Origin of the sequence: Paenisporosarcina sp. NPDC076907, from assembly GCF_050269735.1 — a bacterium.
Classification (GTDB): domain Bacteria; phylum Bacillota; class Bacilli; order Bacillales_A; family Planococcaceae; genus Paenisporosarcina.
The window spans coordinates 87,160-114,159 of sequence record NZ_JBNNIX010000002.1; the positions used below are offsets into that span (position 1 = coordinate 87,160).

A 27,000-nucleotide genomic window follows, 5' to 3' on the forward strand; every position below is an offset into this window, starting at 1 on the left:
CTCTTGAGACGTGCAAAGCGTAAATGAAATGCACTCATTTGATTTTACATAACCGATTTTATAATAAGTTTAAATAGTACATATAAACCCTATACTAATGAAAAAATGGGGTGATATCATGGAATCTTTCACTAAACTATCCGTCTATATAAAGGAATTATTTCATGACTCTTCAGATTTAATTGTTAGGCAGATAGATTGGCCAGGGGATGAAGCAATACTTTGCCAGTTCTCATCACTTATGGATCATGCAGTTATTAATGAACAGCTTAAATTGATTCAGGAAAGATATAAAGAGAATCTTCCCAATTGGGGAGACACACCAAGTTCTTCTTTTGAAGCCTTTCACCCTTCAAATTTAGTGGAGTATGTATGTCGTGGAGAATCGGTCATCATTTTGGTTGAATCCAACCTACTGTTACGAATTAACCTACCACGTGCAGCTTATCGTGCGCCAATGGAACCATCAAGTGAACAAATCGTTCAAGGTCCACACGATGGTTTTGTAGAAAGCATGGATGTCAATATTTCATTGATTCGCAAACGGTTAACGATCCCAAATTTAGTTGTTCGTAAAGTGGTAGTCAGCAGTTTTTCTAAAAGTCCTGTTTGCTATTTGTATATAGAATCTAAAGTAGACGAAGTGACGTTAAGTGAAGTGGAAAACCGATTGAGAAAAATTGATACTGAGTATTTAATCAGTGCTGGCCATCTTGCCGATTTTCTTGAAGATACCGTTTGGTCACCTTTTCCGCAATTGATGACCACAGAACGACCAGACAAGGTCGTATCAAACCTGATGGAAGGAAAAGTAGTGATTTTGGTAGATCAATCTCCTACTGTATTGATTGGTCCTGTCACGTTTTTTTCTTTTTATCAATCCCCTGATGATTTTAATGGACGAGTTCTAGTCGGATCTTTTTATCGGCTTTTAAGGATTTTTAGTTTCATGACGGCGATTTTTCTACCGGCATTTTATATCGCAATTGTAAGCTTCCATTTTGAAGTTCTTCCTTTGGAACTCAGTAAAACCGTGAAAGCATCTGTAAACGAAATTCCTTACCCGCCTTTTTTTGAAGCGTTGATTTTAGAAATTACGATTGAACTTATACGGGAAGCCAGTATACGACTTCCGAATCCTATTGGCCAAACCATTGGTATTGTAGGCGGGTTAGTTATTGGAGATGCGATTGTGAGTGCAGGACTTGTATCAAATATCATGGTCATCGTCGTTGCAATCACCGCGATTTCAAGTTTCGTTATTCCTTCAATAGAGATGAACACAACAATTCGGTTACTCAGGTATCCATTTATGATTGTTGCTTCCATGTTCGGATTTTTTGGCATAGCTATTGGAACTCTCATTTTGTTTATCCATCTGATTAATTTGCGATCTCTGAACCAACCATACTTTTATCCAGTCGTCCCGTTTAAGCCACTTGTTTTTAAAGAAATTTTTTTCCGTCTACCATTCACAAAACCACATGTACAAGCTTCTTCTTTTGTTCCTGAAAAAAGTGTGAAAGAATCGGGAGAAGAAAAATCATGAAATTCTTTATTTCAAAAAATCAATTCTTTTTGGGATTGTTTATTGTACAGACTGGATCGGTATTTATTTCGTTCCAAACCCCATTAATTGAAGCAGCCTCACAAGATGCTTGGATTATTTTCATTGTTTGTTGTGTAATTCAATTCATTCAGCTTTATTTATATGAAAGATATTATTCGTATTTTAAAATAAATAAATTTTTGCAATGGATGTATTCTGCTTATTGGCTACTTCTAGTTGTGACATTTTTAGCCTATATTCAAAAATCACTTAGCTTATGGGCATTTCCATTAACACCACCTTCCGTAATTATTGGAGCAGTTGTATTAGTTTCTTTTTATGCAAACATCAGCAGACCGGAATCAGTTGTCAATTTGGGTGTTTTGTTACTCCCGTTATTTCCATTAATCTTCATTTTCCTTTCATTGGCTACGCCTGACTTGGTCTGGACCAATTTATTTCCGATGGGTAATATTACATTGAAGGAGTGGGGAATCGGTTTAAAAGAAGCTAAATTTGCTTTTATCGGAACAGAATTATATTTATTTTACCGAGCATTTCTCCTGAAATCCGAGAAAATAAACGTGAAGTCTATCTTGAAATTCGTATCTACAATCAGTGCTTTTTATTTCTTCACCATTGTCTTCATTTTAATGTTCTTTTCTTTGGAAGAACTCAAGATTATTCCTGAACCGCTTGTATATATTTTGAAATCTCAGGAAGTTACATTTATAGAACGTCTTGACCTATTTTTCATTTTCATCTGGATGGCTTGGAGCATTATTACCGTAGTCTACTTGATTTTCACGATTAGCTTGTTCATGAAGAAAAAAACAGACAAATCGACGACCTTAAAAAAAGTCATTCTCCATGTGTTATTATTCGTTCTGCCATTGATAATTATTTCACAGGAATCGTTTAGCATTTCTCGTGACCTTCTCATTTACGGTCACTTTCTATTTTCGATGATCATTCCTTTCTTCGTCATAGTCATTAACAAGTGGAGGGGTAATAATGCGGAAAAAGCTTAGTATCCTATTTTGTGTACTATTATTGAGTGGTTGCTGGGATGAACGCCAATATAAGGACTTCTCTGTTGTCTCCATGGTGGGGCATGAGGGTCAAGTAGGGGAAATAACATCTTATTTCAGTGTTCCTACAATCAAGGAAGGTGCAACTACTTCATCCATTATCAAAGGAATGGGGAAATCAACGCGTGATGCACGAATGGATGCGGATTTGAAATCTAATCAAACAATTGATGTTTCAAAATTGTCAGTTCTCCTATATTCGGATGAAAGCGCAAAAAGTGATATTTATGAATATTTGGATGTCTATTATCGTAATGCCACAAATCAGTTGAGCACGTATATTGCAATTACCGAAGGAAGTCCTGAACCTTTCATTGAATTAGGGAATGAATTACAGGATGAAGCGGGATCTTATTATAAGAAATTTATCAAGGGCTTATCTTTCGTATCAATCTATCCTGAAACCGATTTACAAATGGTGTGCTCTTTACTATTTGATGATGCAATGGATTTAACTTTACCCTACTTATCCATTAATAAGGAAGAAAATATTGCTGAGTTAAAAGGTCTTGCCCTATTCAATGGAAGAGAATATACGGGAAATTATTTAACAGTCCAGCAATCCAAATTGCTGACCGTTTTGAAAGACAAGGCTGGTAGGAGAGCCAATTTTACGGTCATCTATAAAGATACCCCTGTAACAATGGTCATACGCAAAATTGATAAAAAATGGGATTACAGTGAAATTGACGAATCAGGAATGATTAAATTGTCGTACAAATTGAAAGCAGATGTTCAAGAATTTTCAAAAGACCATATTAAAGAGGGTGAAGATAGGAAGGAATTAGAACAATTCCTCTCTGAGCAACTTAATGTAGAAACTAAGAAATTATTTGAGGTTTTACAAGAAGCAAAGAGCGATCCACTCGGATTAGGACGGAGAGTTCGAGCCTTCCATCCAGAAGTATGGGAAAAAGGCGATTGGAATGATACGTTCAGTGAAATTACTATAAAACCAGATATCAAAGTCGACATTAAACGTACGGGGATCTTAAAATAAAGCCGCAACAAACCAAAATGAAAACATGACGTTATCCTCTAAGGACAGCGTCATGTTTTTTTCTCTGTATGAGTATTAGCCTAAGTGACAATGTGATGGCACCGGCTGTCAAGCCTATAATCAAACCGATCCAATACCCAAATGGTCCAAAATCAGTGAACTTCGCTAGGAGATAGCCTATTGGTAACCCAATAATCCAATACGAAATAATGGCCATGATAAATGTGACATTAACATCCTTATAACCACGCAATGATCCTTGGACTGGTGCTTGAATAGCATCAGACAGCTGAAAGAGTGCAGCAAAGATAAAGAATTGAATGGTCAAATGAATGACCGTTTCATCTGTCGTATATAAACCGGCAATTTGTTCTCGGAAGAAGTATAAAATACAGACGGAAAAGAAGCTGAATATTATGGCTGTACTAACACTGAGCCAACTGTAGATTTTGGCATCATGGAAACGTTTTGCTCCAACTTCAAATCCTACTAAAACCGTGGCGCCAATCGAAATGCTTAAGGGAACCATATATAGTAAAGATGTAAAATTCAATGCGATTTGATGTGCTGAAATGACGGCGGTACTATAAGTACTCATCATCAAAGTAACTGCGGAAAAAATACTCGTTTCAGCAAAAATAGATAATCCGATAGGAACACCAATTTTACTGATGTCTTTCCACTTCGAAAACTGGACCCGCTGCCAGTTGTTAAAGAGCTCATATTGTTTGAATGGATATTGATAGTGCGCAACTCCAAGTGCGATTAAAAAGATCAGCCAATACGTAATGGCAGAAGCATAACCTGCACCAGCTCCTCCAAGTTCCGGAAATCCAAAATTGCCGAAAATAAGCAGGTAATTAAAAAACACGTTAATAGGTGCAGACAATAAAGTAATAAACATGGTCACTCTTGTCTTACCGAGAGCATCCATATAAGAGCGAAGGACATTATAAGCAAATAAAGGAATGATTCCGATCATCATGGCGTACAAATAAGATTTAGCAATCGTTTCGACTCTAGGTTCGAGCGTCATGGATTGTAAAAGGGGTTCCAATAAAAACAACAAAATCACGATAACTATAGTTGATAATGCCAGTGACAAAAATAGTCCCTGCTGGACGACCAATTTAACTTCTTCCTTTTTTTTCGCCCCAACTAATTGAGCGACTATCGGCGTAACCGCAAGTAGAATTCCAGCTAAGCCAGTATATACGGGTACCCAAAGAGAGGATCCTACGGCTACCCCAGCCAGATCTTCACTCCCATATCTACTCGACATTAAGATATCGAAAAACGAGACTAAGTATAATGCCACTTGTGTAACTAAAATCGGAAAAATAATCTTCAGCATAAGTGACCATTTTTCTTTAAGATTTGAAGTTTCATGCATGAGTGATCACCTTGAATTTCTACAAATTTTCACCAGTATATCATATTTATCTAATGGTTAGAGGATTTGGAAATTATCAATTATTCACGTGAATTTCATGTCATCAGATACCCCCCATTTTAAGTTAACGTTCATGTTAATGCTTGAAATGGTGTATATTATGTAAAGGGTAAATTTTAGATTAAGTTGGTTATACCCAATCAATTCAACAAAATACAAAATTAAGTGGCTTTAAAAGATAGGAGCTTTACACATGAAGAAAAAAACCATTGTTTTAACTGGCGGAGGAACTGCCGGTCACGTTTCATTAAATCAAGCAATTATCCCAACATTAGAAAAACAATCATTTGAAGTTCATTATATCGGTTCAAAAGATGGCATTGAATTGGAACTGATTCGCGATGCATTTCCTCATATAAAATACCATGCGATTTCCAGTGGAAAATTAAGACGGTACGCGTCCATCAAAAATTTCACAGATCCTCTACGCGTGATGAAGGGGTTACTAGAAGCATTACTAATTTTAAAAAAAGTAAAACCTTCTGTGATTTTCTCTAAAGGTGGTTTTGTATCTGTTCCTGTTGTTATGGCTGGAAAAATGACGAAAATCCCTGTTGTGATTCACGAATCTGACGTAACTCCAGGACTTGCAAATAAAATTGCCATGCCATTTGCTCATCATATTTTCACTGTTTTCCCAGAGACATTAAAGCATTTGCCATCAGAGAAATCAAGTTGTTCAGGCTCCATTATCCGTTCAGAATTATTTGAAGGGAGAAGAGAGGCTGGATTGCGTCTATGTAAGTTTGAAGGGTTTAAACCTGTCCTTCTAATAATGGGCGGCAGTCAGGGATCGGTTGTAGTGAATGAAGCAATACGCAGTAATCTACCGAGATTGCTTGAAAAGTATGATGTCATTCATTTATGCGGTAAAGGCAAGCTGGATGAAACTTTAAAAAACATGAAAGGCTATCAGCAATTTGAATATGTAACACAGGAATTGCCAGATTTGTTGCATGCAGCGAATATCATCGTTTCTCGAGCGGGGTCAAATTCTATTTTTGAATTTTTAGCTTTACGCAAGCCGATGTTGTTAATTCCATTATCGAAATTACAAAGTCGTGGAGATCAACTATTGAATGCCCAAATCTTTAAAAAACAAGGTTGGGCATCTGTCATTGAAGAAGAGGATGTAACTCCGGCAACATTTATGGCTGCCTTGGATGATATTAGATCAAGAGCTGAACATGTCCAGGAATTGATGGGAAGTTCGGAACTTCCAAAAACGCCTGATGAAATGGTTACTCTAATTACTTCATACGCAAAATAAAAAATACCGTTCACTCATTATTTCTTGAGTGGACGGTATTTTTGTCTTTGTACAGTTACAGAAGAAGCTATTACTTACATTGCTTGCTCTTCTTCTTCGGTAAATCTGGAGGCAGCCGTAGCCAGGTAGAACAAATCTTTAGGAATTTGATAAAGTTCATATTGGTGCTTCCCAGCATTAATTTCTTCCAGTAGGGCAGGGTGAGTTTCCTTGGCGTTCATCGTGTAAGGCAGTTTTTCAGCCGCGCGAATTGATTTCTCGTTATGTTTCTTGATTCGTAAGAACACCGTATTAATATTGTGTTGATAGAAGAGTTCTTCTAAAAACAAGTTCTTTGCTTTCTGATTAAATCCTTTACCTTGGAAAGGTTGACCAATCCATGTTCCAAGAAAACCTGCTTGATCTTGAATATCATATAAATTAATGGTCCCAATTGGCATCCCATAATCATCGGTAATTGTACGTGAAATTACTTCTCCACGCTCTTCTTCTTCCATTAACTGTTTCGTCATGAACATAAATTCATCAGCTGAAGTAGCTTTTTGACGGACAAAAGGGAAGACAGATGGGTGAGATAAATACTCGAATAAAGACCCACATTCGTGTAATTCTCGTCGTTTAATCATAATTAACGCCTCCGTACCAGGGCAGATTAAGACAGTAGTCCGCTCTAACCCCTCGAAATTTTTCATTTTGTGTTGCATAAAAAATTTCGGGGTGGGAATCGAACCCACTAGAACCAGTCAAAATGCTGGTGGCGCACCATTTGCCTTCCCTCACGATTTATGGTGAATAAAATCGTTTTATGAAATTGTTTGTTTGCATTCTTACTATACTAACTTTTTTTCAAATTGCAAAGAAAAAAATTCGTAAAAAATGTGTAAGTTTTGTTACAAGATTGCACCTTGATTTCAAAGGAATAGTTGTAACCGTTTTCGATTAGATTTATGATGAAAAGATAGAGTATCTGGGGGGATAATCATGACCTTAACATTTCATAAAGTTCACGGTTCAGGCAACACGTTTTATTTACATGAAGAAGTAGCAAACGCGGTTTATAATTGGCCTTTAACTGCACAGAAAATGTGCGATCCTTCTAATGAAAATGGAGCGGACGGATTATTAATCATTTCACCATCGACCAAAGCGGATGCTAGAATGCGTGTCTATAATGCAGATGGATCAGAAGCATCTATGTGCGGCAATGGACTTCGTTGTGTTGCAAGATTTGTATTGAGCAAGTCTGGTAAACAATCAGCAACGATCGAAACAATGAAAGCGATCTTAACTGTGCAAAAAGTAGATTCAATTTTTAACACAATTGATACATATGCAGTTGAAATTTCTCCGGTTTCATTCGAGCTGTCTTCACTGCCAATGAACTATCAAAAAAACGAACAAATTATCAATAAAATAGTTCCGGAGTTTTCTGCGGATATTCACTTTACGGCAGTCTCAGTTCCGAATCCTCACTTAATAGGAATTGTCCCTATTCAGTATATTGAAGATACAGGTTTTCAAGAACAACTTGCTGCATCATTTAATAGAGAAAATGACTTTTTCCCAGATGGTGTTAATGTAAGTTTTGTGCACCCGGTTGATGAAAAAAGTATTTTTGTGCGTACGTATGAACGTGGAGTAGGTTTTACAAATGCATGTGGAACTGCAATGACTGCTTCGGCTTTGGTTTCTGCCACGATCAATCTTGTTCCTTACGGAGAAACAACTGTATATAATCCAGGGGGCTTCGTTAAGTGTGCGATTGAACAAAATGATTCTTCTACTCATCTATCATTGATAGGCAATGCAACGTTCTTTGCAACTTACAACGGAATGCTGACTGTTAATTATGAGTTCACCTATGATTCAAAAATTCTTCATGAGGCAGAAATTAATGAATACGAAGAATTAGAGCAACAGGCAAAACAAAAAGTAAAAGATGGATGGTCTAGCGAAGAGTACATGTAGGAGATGAAAGGGAATGGAACATTTTTTCACTCAAGCACAGTTTGATTTATTATATGGAGACTCTTCAGATTTAGTGTTTTTTTTAATCCAAAGGGAACACTCCTTTGAATACTTATTTGTTAACCAAAGTGCTAGACTCATTTTTAAAGAAAACCCGATTCATTCAAACTTGCATGAAATGGTATCCGCTTCATATGGAGAAAAAATTCTTCAACACTACGTGCAAGCTATTGATGAGAAAAGGGTAATAACCTATCAAGACTTCTTTTTGTTTTCAGATGTTGAATTGGTAAATGAGACAATTGTTAAGCCGATCATCACGGATACTGCCACGTATATTTTGGCCAAGACAAAGGAAGTTTCAAACCAAAAGGAAATAGAAGAAAAATATCTATTTATGCAATCACTCCTAAATGCGAATGTGGATCCAACCATTGTTGTGACAAATGAAGGCAATATTTTCGACATGAATCCGAAATTTGAAGAAGTGTTTGGCTATCATTTGAAGGAGTGGCGTGGTAAACATTTTCTAAACTTACCTTTTGTACCTGTAAAAGAACGCAGTACGGTTGAGCATCTTTTTGATTCGAATTTACGGGGAGATGGTAAATCTTCAGTGCTTGTCAAAAGAATGAAATCGACGGGTGACAAGGGAACGTTTTTAGTCAGCTATTCTCCGATTAAGAAAAACGGAGAAAATGTAGCCATGTATATTTTGCTTCAGGAAGTAACGGATGAAGTGGCTTTAAAAGAGAGCCTTCGAAACACAAGACATATTCTAGAGAGTTATAAACGCGCCATTAGTAAGGCGGCTATGGTTTTAATGACCAATCGAAAAGGATACATAGTATATGTTAATGATTTGTTTGAAGATATCACAGGTTATTCCACAAAAGACATTGTAGGAAAACATATCACCGTTCTTGAGGTTAACCAATACAACGACTTTAAAATGAAGCGTATGTGGAAAGATGTTTTTAAAAAGAAAATGTGGCGCGGAGAACTTCGAAACCGAGCGTCAAATGGTTCGTTTTACTGGGGAGATACGACGGTTATCCCCTTATACAATGACCAGCACAATATTGAAAACGTTCTTATTATTCAATTTGATATCACCGAAAAAAAGAATGTGATGATCGAGCTTCAATCAATCGAAAAAACATTTGGTCTTATTACTGAAAATACCAATGACTTAATTGCGATTACGGATGAAAAAGGTCAAATTGTATATACTTCTCCTTCTCATGAAAGAATATTAGGTTTTTCCAACGATGATATGGCAAACAAGAAATTCAGTGATTTGTTGCCAGAGCATTTTATTCAAACTTGGGAAGATGACATTACAAACCGAGTGAATGAGGATCAAGAAGTTCGTTTGGAATTACAGTTCATTCGTAAAGATCAATCAAAACTTTGGACGGAAACATCGATTGTTGCGGTAAAAGACCGTGAACAACCAGAGAAACTTCAACATGTCATTGTTTCAAGAGACATAACGGAACGCAAAAATTTCGAAGAGCATCTTAGCTTTATGGCTTATCATGATAGTCTTACACAATTGCCGAATCGCAGTTATTTACTAAAAGAATTCCCTAAATTATCCAATAGCGCTGAAGTCAAAGAAACATCAATTGCCGTCCTTTATCTGGATGGGGATGATTTCAAGTCCGTCAATGACTCCTTTGGGCACGATGTGGGAGATGAATTTATTCGTAAGTTTGGCGAAGCATTGTTAAAAAGTGTTCGACCACAGGATTTGGTAGCTCGAATCGGTGGAGATGAATTTGTTATTGTGTTAAATGATTTATCTCTGGATACTGATGAACGCATTGAAACAACGAATACAATCATTCACGAAATTAAGTCGTCCCTAAGAAAAGGATGGTCGATCAAACAATTGACTTTCCAACCAACAACATCTATCGGCATTGCCTACTTCCCTGAGAACGGTAACAGCATTGATGAACTGTTGGAAAAAGCAGATGCGGCTTTATATGAAGTGAAACGCATGGGTAAAAATCAATATGTTTATTATTTAGAATAAATCTTAAAAGAACCGGTCCACAAATTGGAGCGGTTCTTTTAAAAATATAGAAAAGGGTGAAACGATGGGAAGTCGCGTCTTATTGGTGGAAGATGAAAAAAACATCGCCCGATTTATTGAACTCGAAATGCGTCATGAGAATTTCGAGGTTGTCCATGTAGTATCTGGCAGAGAAGGGTTGGAAGCAGCCAAAACTCAGGAGTTTGACGTTGTCTTGCTTGATGTCATGCTACCAGAACTGAACGGAATTGAAGTGTGTCGACGAATCCGTTCCTTTTCCCAAGTGCCTGTCCTGTTAATCACAGCAAGGGATGCCGTCATTGACCGTGTCGCTGGTCTAGATGCTGGAGCAGATGATTATATCGTCAAACCGTTTGCCATAGAAGAACTACTGGCTCGAATACGCTCCGTTTTAAGAAGATCAAGCAATGCAAATCATATGAATTCCCGCTTGCAGTTTAAGGACATTGTTGTTGACACAGATGCACATACCGTTGAAGTAAATAACCAAAATGTTGAACTGACTAAGACTGAATATGACTTGCTGGTTTATTTGATGCAACAAAAAAATCGGGTAGTATCAAGAGATTTAATTTTGGAGAATGTTTGGGGATATTTAGCAGACATCGAAACGAATGTGGTGGATGTATATATTCGTCATCTGCGAGCAAAATTGCCCAAACTTGCATCCAGTTATATTGAAACGGTTAGAGGGGTCGGGTATGTGATGCGTGAATGAATGTGTGGAAAAAGTTAAGCCAAACAATCGCAACACAATCATTGAAGAAAAAATGGGCAATCAGTTCGGCAACCGCCATTTTTCTAAGTTTTGCAGCCATGAGCATCATTTTATATGTGGCTCTTAAAGGTTGGTTATATCAACAAGAAGAACAAGAAGTAAATCGAACCATGCAGGATTTAACGGATTTCTTTGAATCACAAGGTCCATTTTTGACCGTACAGGACATTCAATCGAACACAGGGTTAATGACATCTATTGTCGATAAAGATCAGACGGTAAGATTGTTGAATGCGGATGGAATTGAAGTCTTGCAAATCAATGATTCAGCGACTTTCAAAGAATTTGATGATATTGAAGTTCCTGAAGAAGGCTATGTGCTGACGAAAGAGAATAAATCGTTCATTTCTGCTATTGGAAATGTTCGACTTGGACGTTTTAAAGGTTATATCCAGCTTGAACATCCCTTAAAGTCATTCCATTCTAGTAATAACTATATATTGACCGCTATGTTGTTATTTAGCGTATGCGCATTGCTATTATCCGGTTGGATCGGTTACATTCTGGCTTCTTATTTATTAAAACCCCTTCAGGATTTAAAGATGACAATGGACGACGTCGTGGCAAATGGTTTCGAAAAAGAGTTAACGATTTCGTACGACGCTAAAGATGAAATTGGCGAGCTGATCATTGTTTATGAAAGCATGATGGCCAAATTGAAGTATTCTTTTGAACAACAGCAACAATTCATGGCGGATGCTTCTCACGAACTACGGACGCCCATTCAAGTAGTCGAAGGGCATTTATCCCTGTTAAACAGATGGGGGAAAGATGATCCGGAGATTTTGGTAGAGTCACTTGGCATTGCCTTACGTGAAGTCAGTCAAATGAAAACGTTAATTGATGAGATGTTGGAACTGGCGCGCGGTGAACAAATGAAAGATCTTCCACCGACAAATATTATCGAGCACACTGAAGAAGTGATAGAAGAACTAGTTCAAGTTTATCCAACGACATACATTGAACATGAACTTCCCGATGATCAAAATTTGAAAGTGCGAATAACCTCAAATACTTACCAGCAAATTATTCGCAACCTATTGATCAATGCAATCAGATACAGTCTAGAGCCTGCGCAAGTTCGTATTTCATATGAACTTACAGAAAAGAACGTTACGATTCATGTGAATGACAAGGGGATTGGTATAGAGCCGCAGCATGTAACGAAAATATTTGATCGATTTTACCGAGTCGATACTGCCAGATCACGAGATTTGGGGGGCAGCGGATTAGGATTGAGTATTGTCAAGATGCTTGTGGAGAATGCAAGAGGTTCCATTCATGTGACCAGCGAACCTGGTAAAGGGTCAACTTTTTCAGTCGTTTTACCTTTTTTAAAATGAAGAAACCTTGTCTAAATGTCGAGTTATTTCGACTTAACGAAAAAGTTTGCCTAATTTACTAAAAAGCATTGTATTTTCCTACCAGAGTAGTAAGATTGAAATGGAAAAAATGTTCTGCCATTTGCATTGCGTTCGATTCCTTTGATATCAAGAACTAACGTGATAAAATAATGTAGATTGTATTAATAGAAATAGGAAATGCCGCTTGGCAAAAGTTGGAGGGTTTTCTTAATGTCAAAAAACGGGACACCGAATGGGTCACCATGGACTAAACTTTCTGGTCCGAATTTAGGTTATGTATTAGAAATGTACGATTTGTTCATGCAATCACCAGAATCTGTTGACGCGGAACTAGGTGAACTATTTAAACAATATGGCGCTCCATCTACAGATGAAAATATGGTCGATTTCTCTGCAGCAGGTCAAGTTGATCCGAACCATGTAGGAAAAGTATTGGCAGCTGTGCAATTAGCAGATGCTATTCGTGCGCATGGTCATTTAGCAGCAGATATTTATCCATTAAATGATCGACCGAAAGATTCAACAAGATTGGATCCTTCATCATATGGATTGACGGAGTCTGATCTTATAGAAATTCCGGCTACTTTATTAATGAAAAATGCTCCAAAGGATATTCAAAATGGATTACAAGTAATCGAGCATCTGAAATCATTTTATACGGACAAAATTGCGTATGAATTTGCTCATATCATCAATCCACAAGAACGTCAGTGGATTCAATCTAAAATTGAATCATCATCAATGAAATTAACTTTATCAACAGAAGAACGCAAAGCATTGTTAAAACGCTTGTCTGAAATTGAAGGATTTGAAAAATTCATCCACCGTACTTTTGTCGGTGCAAAACGATTTTCAATTGAAGGGCTGGATACACTGGTCGTCCTGCTTGATGAATTAGTGCGTCAATCCGAGAAACAGAAAACAAAGCAGATTCTAATCGGTATGGCTCATCGTGGGCGTTTAAATGTCTTAACACACATTATTAATAAACCATATGACATGATGTTTGCGGATTTTGCACATGTTCCGAACGAATCGTTCTTGCCAAAAGATGATTCATTGAAAATTACGAGTGGTTGGTTTGGCGATGTGAAGTACCACATGGGTGCTACTCATACTGCAAAATCAGGTTTGAAAGTTAAACTTGCATATAACCCTTCACATCTTGAAGTTGTAAGTCCGATTGTTACTGGTCAAACACGTGCAGCTCAAGAAGAAACGACTAAAACTGGGGTACCTACTCAAAATTCAAAAGCGGCTTATTCCGTATTGATTCATGGAGATGCAGCATTCCCGGGTCAAGGTATCGTTACGGAGACGCTAAACTATAGCCGTATCCGTGGATTCCAAACAGGTGGATCCATCCATATCATTGCCAACAACATGATTGGATTCACAACTGAATATTACGATTCACGTTCAACACATTATTCTTCGGATCCTGCGAAGGGCTTTGAAGTGCCAGTTGTACATGTTAACGCTGACGATGTTGAAGCAGTAATCGCAGTCGCACGTCTTGCATTTGAATACCGTGAGCAGTTCGGCAAGGACATCCTGATCGACTTAATCGGTTACCGTCGTTTCGGTCACAACGAAATGGATGAGCCGTTGGTTACAAACCCAACGATGTACCATGCTATTCACAAACATCCTACAGTGCGTGCAATGTACGGTAAGCAACTAGTTGCTGAAAAAGTTGTGGCAGAAGATGAAGTGAAAAAACTTGAATCTGAAGTACAAAAAACAATGCAGGCTGCATATGACCGCGTAAAAGAAGTGCCACATGCAGAACACCAGGATATTGTGATTCCGGAAGTCGTGTTAAATGGTTACCCGGAAGTTCCTACAGGTGTGAAAGAAGAAACACTTGTGAAAATGAATGCTGAACTATTGTCATGGCCTTCTGAATTTACGGCATTTAAGAAACTTGAAAAAATTCTTAAACGTCGTGAAGAACCTTTCAAAGGAAAAGGGAAAATCGATTGGGCTCATGCTGAAACTTTGGCATTTGGTTCGATTATCCAAGAGGGCAATCCAATACGTTTGACTGGTCAAGACGCACAGCGTGGAACATTCGCACACAGACATCTTGTGTTGCATGATGAAAAAACAGGAGCTGAATTGGTTCCTTTACACCATATCTCGGATGCTAATGCTTCGTTCGTTGTTTACAATAGTCCATTGACTGAAGCAGCGGTTCTAGGTTACGAATTTGGTTATAACTTAGAAAACGAAAAAGCGTTAGTCATCTGGGAAGCGCAATATGGCGATTTTGCAAACATGGCGCAAGTTATGTTCGATCAGTTTATTTCTGCAAGTCGTTCAAAATGGGGTCAAAAATCAGGGTTGGTTATGTTACTTCCACATGCTTATGAAGGCCAAGGACCCGAGCATTCAAGTGCTCGTCTAGAGCGTTATTTGCAAATGGCTGGAGAAAATAACTGGACTGTTGCAAATCTATCAAGTGCTGCGAACTATTTCCATATTTTACGTCGACAAGCAAAAATGCTTGGAGAAGAGACGATGAGACCTTTAATTATCGTGTCGCCTAAATCCTTGCTTCGTCATCCTCTTGTTGGGGCTGCAGTTGAAGACCTTACAACTGGTCAGTTTGAAACTATTCTCGAACAACCAGGTCTTGGCAAGCAAACAGATAAAGTGGAAAGAATTTTATTAGCAAGTGGTAAAATGGCGATTGATTTAGCTGATAAAGTAAAAGATGGTAAGGATTTTGACCATCTGCACTTGATTAGAGTTGAACAATTATATCCATTCCCATCTGAAAAAATTCAAGCAATTGTTGAACGTTATCCAAATGCGAAAGAAATCGCTTGGGTACAAGAAGAGCCACAAAACATGGGCTCTTGGACATTTGCTGATCCATATTTACGTGATTTGGCTGGAACGAAGAGTGTCAGATATATTGGCCGTGTTAAACGTTCAAGTCCAGCTGAGGGCGATGGTGAAACACATAAAATTGAACAATCCCGCATTATTGAAGAAGCGGTTTCACGTTAATACCGATTGATTAGAGGAGGAAAATATAGTGGCAGAAATTAAAGTACCCGAATTAGCAGAGTCGATTACAGAAGGAACAATCGCTCAATGGTTGAAACAACCAGGCGACACAGTTGAAAAAGGTGAATTCATCGTTGAACTTGAAACAGATAAAGTAAACGTTGAAGTCATTTCAGAAGAAGCGGGAGTAGTTCAAGAACTACTTGCTGCTGAAGGCGATACAGTTGAGGTTGGCCAAGTGATTGCTGTTGTTGGTGAAGGCACAGGTTCTGGAAGCACAACTAAGAGCCCAGTTGAAGCAGATCCTGCGGAAGCTGACGCACCAGTAAAAAATGTAGAAACAGCTCCTAAACAACAAGCGGCGGCTCCTGCTCCTAAAGAAGAAGCTTCTTCTACAGAGCGTACAATCGCAAGCCCAGCTGCACGTAAGCTTGCTCGTGAAAAAGGAATTGATTTACAAGCCGTTTCAACTGTTGATCCAATGGGTCGTGTACGAGTTCAAGACGTGGAGGCACATTCAAATGCTCCTAAACAAGCACCAGCAGCACCAGCGGCTCCAAAAGCAGCTCCTGCACCAAAACCAGCCGATGATCGTGTGAAACGTGAGAAAATGTCTCGTCGTCGTCAAACAATCGCTAACCGTTTGTTAGAAGTTAAGCAATCAACTGCGATGTTGACTACTTTCAACGAAATCGATATGACAAACGTTATGGCTTTACGTTCTCGTAAGAAAGATAAATTCTTTGAAGATCATGATGTCCGTTTAGGCTTCATGTCATTCTTCACGAAAGCTGTTACTTCTGCACTTAAAAAATACCCATACGTTAACGCAGAACTTGATGGGGACGAAATCCTATTGAAACAGTTCTATGATGTAGGTATTGCGGTTTCAACTGAAGAAGGATTGGTTGTACCAATCGTTCGTGATACTGACCGTAAAAACTTCGCAGAAATCGAAGCGACAATCGGCGAGTTAGCTAAAAAAGCTCGCGACAAAAAACTTCAAATTTCTGATATGACGGGTGGATCATTCACGATCACAAATGGTGGAGTATTCGGTTCCCTAATGTCTACACCAATTTTGAACGGTACTCAAGTAGGTATTCTTGGAATGCATACAATCCAAAAACGTCCAGTTGCTATCGGTGACGAAGTTCAAATCCGTCCAATGATGTACGTGGCTCTATCTTATGACCACCGCGTAATTGATGGAAAAGACTCAGTTGGATTCTTGAAAACTGTTAAAGAATTAATTGAAAATCCAGAAGACTTATTGTTAGAGTCTTAAGAAATAGATTGCAGCTTCGCATTTACTTGCGAAGCTGCTTTTTTTTGTTTCGCTAATAAAGCGTGGTGGGAGAAACAGCTAGGTTCATTCGATTCACAACAAGAATACTGATTTTGTACAACCTGGAGAGCGATTCTGTCTACCTGGAATCGAATTCTGTCAACCTGGAAAGCAAAAATGTCTACCTGGAGCGCAGTTCTGTCAACCTGGAGTCGAACACTGTCAACTTTTCTAAACAATCCTAAGTAGATCAGAATTATGATGGTTGGATTGTTGATAATCCGTAAGCGCTTGCTTATACTAGAGAGAGTAAGAATTGAGGAGATGAATCATGTTACATAACGTTTGGAAAGAGACACCTACCATTAAAACTGTCACTTGCGTTCATACTAACGCAGCAAAATTCTCTGTATCGAATGTGTTGACTGTAGGAAAATCATATGAAGTGAAAAATGAAACAGAAGAATTTATTTTTGTCGTTGATAACACTGGTCACATCGGTGGCTTTTATAAGGAATATTTTGAATAACCGATGAATCTTTCATCGGTTTTTTCTTATTAGCAAATTAACTTTTTATCTTTATTTTTATATAGGAATGTCAGCCAGCGAAAATGTAGCTTTTGATTTTTGTATGGCCGCAGAACATGTTCCAACTACATAGCTTCATCATTCCAATAGAAATCACTAAAAACGGCTATATTTAATGGGGAGCAATATGTTCTTCTTTTAGGAAGTAAAACAATTTGAATGCACAATCACTAATATTACAATCTCAATCTACTCGTACACAACGAACACATTCAGAAGATCATTCAGCATTGATTGGTCGCGGTGGATATATGTCACCATTGCCACATTTATGGGAGGATTTATTACTGAGTGTCGTATTGCAAAAAAACATTTTACTTAAAGGGCCATCAGGGTCAGGGAAGACGAAACTGGCTGAGTCAATTTCATCCTTTTTCACACAACCTATGCACAGTATCAATTGCTCCGTTGATCTAGACGCTGAGGCACTTCTTGGTTTTAAAACACTTGTTCAGGACAACGGACAAACCAATATTGATTTTGTTGAAGGACCTGTAATTCAAGCGATGAGATACGGTCATATTTTATATATTGATGAAATCAATATGGCGAAACCTGAAACTTTGCCGATCCTGCATAGTGTTCTGGATCACCGTCGTATGCTGACAAATCCTTTCACTGGAGAAGTTTTGCACGCGCATGAGGATTTTACTGTAATCGCCGCAATAAATGAGGGATATATCGGGACTTCACCATTAAATGAAGCGTTGAAAAATCGTTTTATTTCTTTTGCCATTCCGTATTTGACTGGCGAGCCCCTTCGTGAATTATTCGTTCGCGAATACCCAAAAGCTTCACCTAATCTTATTCAAACCATGCTTCATCTCTCGGAAGATATGTTTATTCAAGTCCAAAATGGTTTACTCAGTGAAGAAGCCGCTTCGATTCGCAGTCTGCTTGATGCGACAGAACTTGCTCAACACATCGATCCGCTTCGAGCAATTCGATACGCCATTGCAGAAAAACTGGACGATGAAAGTGAGAAAGAATTAGTCATGGAACTCGCGAGTACTTGGATTAAGTGAGGTGAGTTAAATGTCATCAGTGAATCGATTTATTCAATTCAATAACGAAACAATCAATGCAAGAAGAATGATTCAGATGGAACAGCTAGCGAGGGCTTTGAGTCGAACTCCATCTTTAACTTTGACTGTTCGTAAATTGATGGAATTCCGACCTAAAGAAGGCGCAATTTCCATAAGCCATTTTTGGCAACATCGAGATTCAGAGATTGAACAGAACGGTCAATTGTCAGATTTGTATTTACTAACGGCTGGTTATTGGCGTCATTTTAATCTTCAATCATGGAATCGGTATAAAAAAGAAGTTATGCAATTTCCACTTAAAGAATTTGCATTGCAGCTTGCTTTAAGTGCAGAAGAATTCAGACTTTCCAACTTGATTCGACAAGAACGTCCCGGAACAGACAAGGCATTTTCTGTGCGTGAAAATGTCTATACGACTTACCATGAACAGCAGATGAGCGTAAATCTAAATAAAGGTTTTATCAGTGATAGTTTGTTTAATTTTTTATATTTGTCACTCCGTAAAGGCTCACTAGCTGTCATTATAAATGAAGATTTCCCCGAATACTTCCAAAGAATTCTTGCAAAATGGCAATTTGTTTATGATGCAAAATCAACAGCCGACTGTTGCAGAATCTGTCTTGACATTCTTTATGCATTGGAAGAAGAGTTAACAAAAGATTTGACTCACACCTTCCTGACACTTCATGAAAACTTACTGTCACCGGCTTATGAAGCTAAAGCTCAGCGTCAAATTAATCAGCAAAATACAGATGAACAACCGGCACAGGATTCCATTGAAGAGATGTTCAGAGCATGGCACCGTGAAAGTGAGAAACAAGCCGGTCCACATCTGGAATTTGATTTATCAAAAGGAAACAAAGGGAAGACGGACAATGGGCGATTTGAAGAAGGCGACGATGCCAATGAAATACAAAGTGAAGGTGTCGGTTCTTCTCATTCCAATAAGAAATCAAAACAAGATGCTCAAGTGAATGGTCAGTCCGAAAAGAAAAGTACAAAACATTCCGGTGAGCGATTCGGGGATGAGCATCAATTCGTAACCATCGAGGAAAAAAGAATCGTTCCTAAGGAGTTTTCGTCGTTAAAAAACAATATTTTTACGATTCGTGCAGAGCAAAAGCCTTATGTAAAAGCATTTACAAAAGAAATGAGAAAACGAATCGATCAGAAAATGGAAAACAAACGGTCTAATTTAACTAAAGGTCGATTAACGCCAAATTTGACCACTTTGTTAACAGAACAACGTCCTAAACCTTTCTATAAAAAAAATAATCCTTCGTTGCCATTGAATGCGGTTTTTGGACTATTGGTAGATAGCTCGGCGTCCATGATTGACAAGATGGATGAAACGAAAAAAGCGGTACTGCTGTTTCATGATGTATTGAGGGATTTAGGTATTCGTCATGATATTGTGTCTTATTCTGAAGATGCCTATGAAGCTTCTGAACATGAACAGCCGAATTCATTTTTATTTTGTCATCAAGTGGAAGATGGTATGAAAGATCATGCGGCAGAGATTCTTTCACTCGAAGCACACGAAGATAATCGGGATGGATTGGCGATTCGCTGGATGGCAGAAAGACTTCATAAACGTCCTGAGAAGCATAAATTTCTTTTGCTGTTTTCTGATGGGGAACCTTCAGCTTATGGATACGCTGCAAATGGCATTGTCGATACAGCAGAAGCAGTCATTGAATCCGAAAAAAAAGGGATTCATATACTGCATTTATATTTAAGTGCAGCGCAACCAGTGGAAGAACAATTACAATTATTTAAAATGATGTTCGGTCCAAGAACCGCAACTGCTAGAAATGTCGATGAGTTTACAACACAGACATTACGACTGTTACGTCGCATGTTATACCTCATTGTAAAATGAATCGCAGTTAACAAAGGGGATGTCCTCATGAACCAATTACAAAATAAATTAGCCATTGTAACAGGTGCAAGCCGACTACAAGGAATCGGTGCAGCTATATGCAGAGAACTTGCAGATGCAGGTTATGATATCTTTTTTACTTTTTGGACAGAATATGATAAAAAAATGCCATGGAGCATAAACATCGAAGAACCTGTGAGACTAAAAAAAGAGTTATTGAACAAAGGTGTAAAAGTGTCGTGTATGGAGTTGGATTTGAGCAATCCAACTGCACCTGAACAGCTATTTATGAAAGTTGAAGAAGATTTAGGTCATCCAGATATTTTGATCAATAATGCTGCATACTCAACAAACAATGATTACTCTTCCATAACTGCAGAAGAAATGGATAAACACTATATGATTAATATCCGCGCCACAACTTTATTAAGTAGCAAATTTGCCAAGAACTTCATGAAGAAAACCGGAGGAAGGATAATCAATATAACTTCCGGACAATTTCAAGGACCAATGCCTGGTGAACTTGCCTACGCAACAACAAAAGGAGCAGTTGATGCTCTGACGATTACACTGGCAGCTGAACTTGCACCTCTAGGTATTACTGTCAATGCAATCAATCCGGGTCCTACCAATACGGGATGGATGACTGCGGAAATAAAAAGCGAGCTTACAGCAAAATTTCCTTTCGGTAGGATAGGGGAGCCTAACGATGTTGCAAAAGCCATAAAATTTCTTGTGAGTGAAGATGCAAGTTGGATCACAGGCCAAATTATCCATTCTGAAGGTGGATTTAAAAGATAAAAGCAGCATAAGAAAACCGTCCTCATTAACGAGGACGGTTTTCTTGTTCTTGATGGACGATTAATAATCGTTGTTTTAGTTGTTCTTCCATCCGCGCGATTTCAACTTCGGCGGCTTTACGTTTCACGCGACCATCTGCTTGTATACGAAGCGTTTCTTCAATTGTTTGAAGCAAGTTCTCCTGAGTTTGCTTTAACGTATCAATTTCTACAATACCGCGCTCATTTTCTTTCGCGGTTTCAAGACTGTTGATTTTCAGCATTTCAGAGTTCTTTAACAATAAATCATTTGTTGTTTTCGTCACTTGCTTTTGAGCCTCTACAGCTTTCATTTGACGGTTAAGTGTTAAAGCTATGGCAATTTGATTTTTCCATAATGGAATGGACGTCATGACGGATGATTGAATCTTCTCTGCTAACGTCTGATTCGTTTGTTGAATCATCCTAATTTGTGGCGCGCTTTGTATCGTGATTTGACGTGATAGCTGCAAATCGTATAGACGTTTTTCAAGACGGTCCAAAAATTGTGCCATATCGTTTACTTCCTGATATGCCATTTGATCAGAAGATGCCTCTGCTTTTTGACGGAGGGAGGGGATGGTTTCATTAAGAATTTCATCCCGTTTGATTTCAGCTGCTGCAATATAAATATTTAATGCCTGAAAATAAGCTTTGTTTTGTTCATACAATTTATCTAGCATCTGAACATCTTCAATCAGTCCACGTTTGGAATGTTCCAGTTGAATTCCAATCCGGTCAATTTGAGTGCTCAGTTTTTGATATTTAGTCATTAATTCCTGAACAGATCGAGAGACTTTGCCGAATAACCGTTTAATTCCTGACTTTTTTTGAGTGGATAATTCTTCAGGATTTAATTGACTAAGCTTGTCCATAAGGTCTTTCAAAATATCGCCTACAGGACCAATATCTTTCTTTTGCACGTGATCCAGCATTTGATGAGAAAATGAAGACAATTCCGTTTGTGCATTGGCTCCATATGTTAGAATGGCTTCATAATTACCTGCAGGAATTTGAGAAGCAAGGGCGAGTGCTTTTTGCTTTTCTTCTTCTGATAATCTATCCATTATCTTTACAGGAAGTTTTTCATTTATTGGGTCTTGTGTCATTCTCTGTGGTTGCATATCAAAAGGTGAATTCAGTAAATCATCTAAAGTTTTGGGTTGGTTAGTAGCCGATTGATTTTGTGTCATCTGGTGTTTCTCCTTTCATAAGTAGAGGTGACGCATGATTTCTCATTGAAACTTTGGCGAAATCCAGTTCCATTTTTAAATGTTCAATGTCTGAAGACAACACTTGTCGTAAGTCTTTTTCCATCACTTGATTTAGCTCCAATAAAGTTTCACGAGTGTCTTGAAGGGCTATTTGAACATCAGGTGCTTTTATAGGTTGTGATACTAGCAAGGTATATTTAGAAGTCAATTCCACCGCAGTATCCAGATGTGCATAAAAAAATGGTTCGACTTGATAAAACTTTTTCGGGTTGGTTTTTACAATTTGAAAAATTCGTTTAGCTAAACGATTCATTTCAAAAAGTTGCTTAAATGCTCTTATTGAGCGCACTTTCAGAAAATATCCATTCAATTGTTTAAGTTTTGCATTTGCTTCTTTTAACTGAATGAGGATATGTCGGTATTCAGCAAAGGTCAAGCCATATTTGGTAACAATCAACCTGGATTGAACGACTTTCATTACTTGGTTGGACGCGGCGTATGTTCCAATCGCCAATAAGCCGGATAACATGAAAGGTATATTAAATCCTGACTGAAATGCGATCCAGCTACCTATAAATATGGGGAATCCGAGAAATTGTCGAATCATAAAATATTTCAAATCGATCATGTTGAAACCCTCCTTAAGAGTTCTTATATAATACTTACGGTTGAGGCAACAAAAGGTTTCATCCTTGTTAAGACTAAACTTATATCAAATTTATTCCGTTATCAATCATTTCGAATTGTTTAGATGTTTATAGATGAATGAAAGGGTGAAAAGAGAAAGGAGCGAATGACTAGACGTCAGGAAATCGTTTGCTAAAATGAGATTATGGATTGAAAGAAAAGGATGGAATAATCATGAATGAAATCATCTATATGAAAGCTGGATATGAACCTTGGTGGATGTTTTGTGGTTGGGAAGAAACCATTGTAGAAAAACAGGTATTTGCGAACGATCAGGAAGCGAGTATTTATTTGACTTCGCTGCTTGAAAAATTCAGGAAATCTTATCCAAATGAAGCTTGTCAAAAAGGGGCATGTTGGGCATTTTGGACGGAAGATGAACAAGAGTTTTGCGAAGCATGTGACGATGATTTACAAACGTATCATGGCGTTTTATGGCTTGTTAATGGTAAGCCTAAACAAATTGTATTGACAGAATAAGCTATGAAAATACAAATATTAAAATTGACAGTTGTTGGGCAAATGATATAATATTCTTAACAATTGAAATTGTTTTACCGGAGACCTGAATTCACATAATTTCGATAGTGATCGGCGTTTGCTGGTACTGTTGACTATGTGGTTTTTTAGGTTTACAAGAAATAATCAAGATTGTTAACTTTATTTTTTTGGAGGTTTTGTTCATGAAACAAGGTACAGTAAAGTGGTTTAACTCAGAAAAAGGTTTCGGTTTCATTGAAATTGAGGGAGAAAACGATGTATTCGTTCATTTCTCAGCAATCCAAGGAGATGGCTTCAAAACACTGGATGAAGGTCAAAAAGTTGAGTTCGAAGTTGTTGATGGCAACCGCGGACCACAAGCTGCTAACGTAACTAAAGTCTAATCTTACAATGTAAAAGAGGCATCCATATTCGGATTGCCTCTTCTTTTTTGATTTATTCAACTGTCTCCAGAGTAGAAGTCACAATGAATTCTGCATCATTTTCCTTCATCAGAAATTCCCGTTTAACTTCACCAAAACCTTCTACTAAATATTTACGTTGAATTGCTCCGCTATCATCTGTTTTTTCGAGTACAATCACACCGTCAAACGTTTCAAATGGTGTTTCCAGCATTTGATCGACATTCACCAATGTCCACTCATCAAACGTCGTTCCTTTTTCCAAAGGCAACTTTAAGAATGTTGAAAGGGTCGGCAGTGACTTTAGATCATCATTGGTCGGGTTAAATTGCTCATAAAATTCACCTTGTTCTTTTATTAAATCAATTGAGCCCTCAGTAATTCGATAGGTACGGATTACGGTAGTCCCTCCGTTGTCCTCATAGATTGAAACCGTATCATCGTTATGCCATTGTGTGCGGGCTTGATAGCTGGCATATTCATTGCCTTCTCCTAAATAACTAGCAACCGCTCCATCACGCATAAAGAAATTCTTAAGTTCAATCTTTTCTTCAATTGGAGTTTTGGATTCTTCCTTAACAACTTCTTGAGTTTCTTCATCTTTAGATGTATTTACTGTGTCGGTAGGAGTTTCAACTGCTGAATTTTCCCCGCAAGCACTAAATAGGAGCAAAAGTACCATGAGACCAAGAAATCTGAATGCCGACATAAAGCAACCTCCAATCAAGTCATTTATACAGTTGACGAATGTAAGTGTCGAAACGTTTCAATAATCTGTTTTTTTGGTATAGTAACTGGTATGGAAGGAGAATGATTATGACGCAATATGAACTTAAACAGGAACTACCGACACCACAAAAACAACAGGACTTTTATGAAAAATTACGCGGGAAAATTACTTCTTATTTAGAATCCCACGGAAGTGCAAGCAAAATTGCGCCCTATTTATTATTTGCACCCGATTTGTTTCATTTATTGACTAAATCCATGTTGGATCAACGGATTGACGGTAAAAGCAAAGCATTAATCGGAAGTGGTATATTGTATTTTATCGCACCCATTGATGTAATACCCGAAGGTTTGATTGGGCCAGGTGGATTTATGGATGACATCATCGTAGCCACGTTTGTAGTAAATATGCTATTGAATAAATTTTCTCCTGAAATATTGGAAGAACACTGGGTTGGAGATCAAAAGTTACTGGATGCCTTAAAGAAAATTTCTGAAACCAGCGATGGGGTGCTCGGCAAATTACCTGCACGTTCACTTCTTGGTCGATTTATCAAAAAGTCAAAATAAAAAAGTGCGAAGGAGATTTCCTTCGCACTTTTATCTATATTATGATTTAATTCCTTGAGCTTCTTTCCACTCCAAAAATTCATCAAATGATAATTGTTTATCCAAAATTGATCCGTCAGGCATAATTTCTATGACACGATTGGCAATCGTTTGAATGAACTGATGGTCATGAGATGTGAAAATCATAGCGCCTTTGAATGCAATCAAACCGTTATTTAACGCTTGTATCGATTCCAAGTCTAAGTGGTTAGTCGGTTCATCCAGCAATAAAACGTTGGCATTGGCTAACATCATTTTTGATAGCATACAACGAACTTTTTCTCCACCTGATAGTACAGCTGGTTTTTTCTTCACTTCTTCGCCAGAGAACAACATACGTCCAAGGAACCCACGTAAGAATGTTTCGCTTTCGTCGTCTGGTGAATATTGACGTAACCAATCAACTAAAGAATTTTCTTTTCCAGTGAAGTATTCACTGTAGTCGATAGGGAAGTAAGTACGAGTTGTTGTGACACCCCAACGAATAGAACCTTCAATAGGTTGCACTTCTTCAGCCAATACACGTAGTAAAGATGATTTGGCAATTGGATCTCCGATTAAGATGATTTTGTCATCTTTATTTACGGAGAAATGGATGTTTTTAAATAATGTTTGGCCTTCATGTTCCATTGTAATGCCTTGAACTGACAATACATCATTTCCGATGTCACGGCCCATTTGGAAGTTTACATATGGATATTTACGTGAAGATGGTCGGATATCGTCCAATTCGATTTTATCCAACATTTTTTTACGGGAAGTAGCTTGTTTAGACTTCGATGCATTCGCACTGAAACGAGCAATGAATGCTTGAAGTTCTTTAATTTTTTCTTCTTTTTTGCTGTTTTGGTCTTGAGACATTTTAAGGGCTAATTGACTTGATTCATACCAGAAATCATAGTTTCCGACATACACTTGAATTTTACCAAAATCAAGATCAGCGATATGCGTACAAACTTTATTCAAGAAGTGACGGTCATGGGAAACAACGATAACCGTGTTTTCGAAGTTAATTAAGAATTCTTCCAACCATTGAATTGCTTTTAAGTCCAGATGGTTAGTAGGCTCATCGAGTAAAAGAACATCTGGCTTGCCGAATAAAGCTTGTGCCAAAAGCACTTTCACTTTTTCAGAACCAGTTAAATCAGCCATTTTTTTTGCGTGGAATTCTTCGCCAATGCCCAAACCTTGAAGGAGAATAGCTGCTTCAGATTCCGCTTCCCATCCATTCATATCAGCAAATTCACCTTCGAGTTCAGCTGCGCGCATGCCGTCTTCATCAGAGAAATCTTCTTTCATATAAATGGCGTTCTTTTCGTTCATTACTTCATACAAACGTTTATGGCCCATCATAACTGTTTCCAAAACAGGATACTCTTCATATTCAAAGTGATTTTGTTTTAGGACAGCCATACGTTCGTTCGGGTTCATGATGACATTACCTTCTTGCGTATCAATGTCACCTGATAATATTTTAATAAATGTAGATTTTCCAGCACCGTTTGCACCAATTAGTCCGTAACAGTTACCTGGGTTGAATTTTATATTGACGTCTTCGAAAAGCTTACGATCTCCGAAGCGTAGACTTACATTACTTACAGCAATCATGCTTGTACCTCCTTATTTTTCACAATGCTTCAATTATACCATGAATGCCACCAAGAATGCTCAAACTTTCAC

General features: G+C 38.0%; 23 protein-coding genes. 17 read left to right on the forward strand and 6 right to left on the reverse strand.

Annotated features, from left to right (window positions below; translation table 11 throughout):
- The first annotated feature begins 118 nt into the window (after positions 1 to 118).
- From ACQKEV_RS08060 to ACQKEV_RS08070, 3 genes are read left to right on the forward strand one after another with little or no spacing between them, the layout of a single operon-like run.
- Positions 119 to 1,549, forward strand: coding sequence for a spore germination protein (locus ACQKEV_RS08060; protein WP_427446106.1), 1,431 nt, complete (start codon positions 119 to 121; stop codon positions 1,547 to 1,549).
- On the forward strand, positions 1,546 to 2,580 hold the full coding sequence (locus tag ACQKEV_RS08065; RefSeq protein WP_427446105.1) for a GerAB/ArcD/ProY family transporter: 1,035 nt from the start codon (positions 1,546 to 1,548) through the stop codon (positions 2,578 to 2,580). Before ACQKEV_RS08060 ends, ACQKEV_RS08065 begins: the two co-directional genes overlap by 4 nt.
- Entirely contained in the window at positions 2,564 to 3,640 is a 1,077-nt protein-coding gene (locus tag ACQKEV_RS08070; RefSeq protein WP_427446104.1) for a Ger(x)C family spore germination protein, read from the forward strand. The genes ACQKEV_RS08065 and ACQKEV_RS08070 overlap by 17 nt, the downstream gene beginning before the upstream one ends.
- A gap of 31 nt (positions 3,641 to 3,671) precedes the next feature.
- Here ACQKEV_RS08070 and ACQKEV_RS08075 read toward each other — a convergent pair whose 3' ends face one another.
- Entirely contained in the window at positions 3,672 to 5,033 is a 1,362-nt protein-coding gene (locus ACQKEV_RS08075) for an MATE family efflux transporter (protein WP_427446102.1), read from the reverse strand.
- A 253-nt stretch (positions 5,034 to 5,286) separates the two neighbouring features.
- Here ACQKEV_RS08075 and ACQKEV_RS08080 point away from each other — a divergent pair, with 253 nt between their 5' ends.
- Positions 5,287 to 6,363 carry an undecaprenyldiphospho-muramoylpentapeptide beta-N-acetylglucosaminyltransferase gene (locus ACQKEV_RS08080; RefSeq protein ID WP_427446100.1) on the forward strand — a complete coding sequence of 359 codons (1,077 nt, stop codon included), beginning with the start codon at positions 5,287 to 5,289 and terminating at the stop codon, positions 6,361 to 6,363.
- A 74-nt stretch (positions 6,364 to 6,437) separates the two neighbouring features.
- Here ACQKEV_RS08080 and ACQKEV_RS08085 read toward each other — a convergent pair whose 3' ends face one another.
- Complete coding sequence (locus ACQKEV_RS08085) at positions 6,438 to 6,989, reverse strand: GNAT family N-acetyltransferase (RefSeq protein WP_427446098.1); 552 nt, start codon at positions 6,987 to 6,989, stop codon at positions 6,438 to 6,440.
- Positions 6,990 to 7,344: 355 nt separating this feature from the next.
- On the opposite strand from ACQKEV_RS08085, the gene dapF reads away from it, so the two are divergent.
- From dapF to ACQKEV_RS08135, 10 genes are all read left to right on the forward strand, one after another.
- Positions 7,345 to 8,331: a diaminopimelate epimerase gene (gene dapF, locus ACQKEV_RS08090; protein WP_427446096.1), complete on the forward strand. Its 987-nt coding sequence runs from the start codon at positions 7,345 to 7,347 to the stop codon at positions 8,329 to 8,331.
- 13 nt (positions 8,332 to 8,344) lie between these two features.
- Positions 8,345 to 10,375, forward strand: coding sequence for a PAS domain S-box protein (locus ACQKEV_RS08095; RefSeq protein WP_427446094.1), 2,031 nt, complete (start codon positions 8,345 to 8,347; stop codon positions 10,373 to 10,375).
- Between the two features lie 64 nt (positions 10,376 to 10,439).
- Entirely contained in the window at positions 10,440 to 11,114 is a 675-nt protein-coding gene (locus tag ACQKEV_RS08100) for a response regulator transcription factor (protein WP_427446092.1), read from the forward strand.
- Positions 11,111 to 12,517 carry a HAMP domain-containing sensor histidine kinase gene (locus ACQKEV_RS08105; RefSeq protein WP_427446090.1) on the forward strand — a complete coding sequence of 469 codons (1,407 nt, stop codon included), beginning with the start codon at positions 11,111 to 11,113 and terminating at the stop codon, positions 12,515 to 12,517. Before ACQKEV_RS08100 ends, ACQKEV_RS08105 begins: the two co-directional genes overlap by 4 nt.
- 231 nt (positions 12,518 to 12,748) lie before the next feature.
- On the forward strand, positions 12,749 to 15,556 hold the full coding sequence (locus ACQKEV_RS08110; protein ID WP_427446088.1) for a 2-oxoglutarate dehydrogenase E1 component: 2,808 nt from the start codon (positions 12,749 to 12,751) through the stop codon (positions 15,554 to 15,556).
- Positions 15,557 to 15,584: 28 nt separating this feature from the next.
- Positions 15,585 to 16,844, forward strand: a complete 1,260-nt coding sequence (gene odhB / locus ACQKEV_RS08115; RefSeq protein ID WP_427446086.1) for a 2-oxoglutarate dehydrogenase complex dihydrolipoyllysine-residue succinyltransferase — start codon at positions 15,585 to 15,587, stop codon at positions 16,842 to 16,844.
- A gap of 331 nt (positions 16,845 to 17,175) precedes the next feature.
- Positions 17,176 to 17,373: a DUF6501 family protein gene (locus tag ACQKEV_RS08120; RefSeq protein ID WP_427446084.1), complete on the forward strand. Its 198-nt coding sequence runs from the start codon at positions 17,176 to 17,178 to the stop codon at positions 17,371 to 17,373.
- Between the two features lie 215 nt (positions 17,374 to 17,588).
- Complete coding sequence (locus ACQKEV_RS08125) at positions 17,589 to 18,458, forward strand: AAA family ATPase (protein ID WP_427446082.1); 870 nt, start codon at positions 17,589 to 17,591, stop codon at positions 18,456 to 18,458.
- A gap of 10 nt (positions 18,459 to 18,468) precedes the next feature.
- Positions 18,469 to 20,361 carry a vWA domain-containing protein gene (locus tag ACQKEV_RS08130; protein ID WP_427446080.1) on the forward strand — a complete coding sequence of 631 codons (1,893 nt, stop codon included), beginning with the start codon at positions 18,469 to 18,471 and terminating at the stop codon, positions 20,359 to 20,361.
- A gap of 27 nt (positions 20,362 to 20,388) precedes the next feature.
- Positions 20,389 to 21,162, forward strand: coding sequence for an SDR family oxidoreductase (locus tag ACQKEV_RS08135; RefSeq protein WP_427446078.1), 774 nt, complete (start codon positions 20,389 to 20,391; stop codon positions 21,160 to 21,162).
- Between the two features lie 25 nt (positions 21,163 to 21,187).
- Here ACQKEV_RS08135 and ACQKEV_RS08140 read toward each other — a convergent pair whose 3' ends face one another.
- Positions 21,188 to 22,372: a toxic anion resistance protein gene (locus tag ACQKEV_RS08140; protein WP_427446076.1), complete on the reverse strand. Its 1,185-nt coding sequence runs from the start codon at positions 22,370 to 22,372 to the stop codon at positions 21,188 to 21,190.
- Positions 22,347 to 23,021: a 5-bromo-4-chloroindolyl phosphate hydrolysis family protein gene (locus tag ACQKEV_RS08145; RefSeq protein WP_427446074.1), complete on the reverse strand. Its 675-nt coding sequence runs from the start codon at positions 23,019 to 23,021 to the stop codon at positions 22,347 to 22,349. The genes ACQKEV_RS08140 and ACQKEV_RS08145 overlap by 26 nt, the downstream gene beginning before the upstream one ends.
- A gap of 233 nt (positions 23,022 to 23,254) precedes the next feature.
- On the opposite strand from ACQKEV_RS08145, the gene ACQKEV_RS08150 reads away from it, so the two are divergent.
- Together ACQKEV_RS08150 and ACQKEV_RS08155 are read left to right on the forward strand one after the other, a co-directional pair.
- Positions 23,255 to 23,560 carry a DUF1033 family protein gene (locus ACQKEV_RS08150; protein WP_427446072.1) on the forward strand — a complete coding sequence of 102 codons (306 nt, stop codon included), beginning with the start codon at positions 23,255 to 23,257 and terminating at the stop codon, positions 23,558 to 23,560.
- Positions 23,561 to 23,763: 203 nt separating this feature from the next.
- Entirely contained in the window at positions 23,764 to 23,964 is a 201-nt protein-coding gene (locus ACQKEV_RS08155; protein ID WP_016427303.1) for a cold-shock protein, read from the forward strand.
- A 52-nt stretch (positions 23,965 to 24,016) separates the two neighbouring features.
- Here ACQKEV_RS08155 and ACQKEV_RS08160 read toward each other — a convergent pair whose 3' ends face one another.
- Positions 24,017 to 24,691 (reverse strand): hypothetical protein, encoded by a 675-nt coding sequence (locus ACQKEV_RS08160; protein ID WP_427446069.1) that lies wholly within the window; start codon positions 24,689 to 24,691, stop codon positions 24,017 to 24,019.
- A gap of 107 nt (positions 24,692 to 24,798) precedes the next feature.
- Between ACQKEV_RS08160 and ACQKEV_RS08165 the strand changes: the two genes are divergently transcribed.
- The gene (locus ACQKEV_RS08165) at positions 24,799 to 25,281 is read left to right on the forward strand and encodes a YkvA family protein (protein WP_427446067.1); all 483 of its coding nucleotides are present in this window, start codon (positions 24,799 to 24,801) and stop codon (positions 25,279 to 25,281) included.
- A 39-nt stretch (positions 25,282 to 25,320) separates the two neighbouring features.
- Here the strand turns inward: ACQKEV_RS08165 and ACQKEV_RS08170 are convergent, their stop codons facing one another.
- Positions 25,321 to 26,928, reverse strand: a complete 1,608-nt coding sequence (locus ACQKEV_RS08170) for an ABC-F family ATP-binding cassette domain-containing protein (RefSeq protein ID WP_427446065.1) — start codon at positions 26,926 to 26,928, stop codon at positions 25,321 to 25,323.
- Positions 26,929 to 27,000 lie beyond the last annotated feature (72 nt).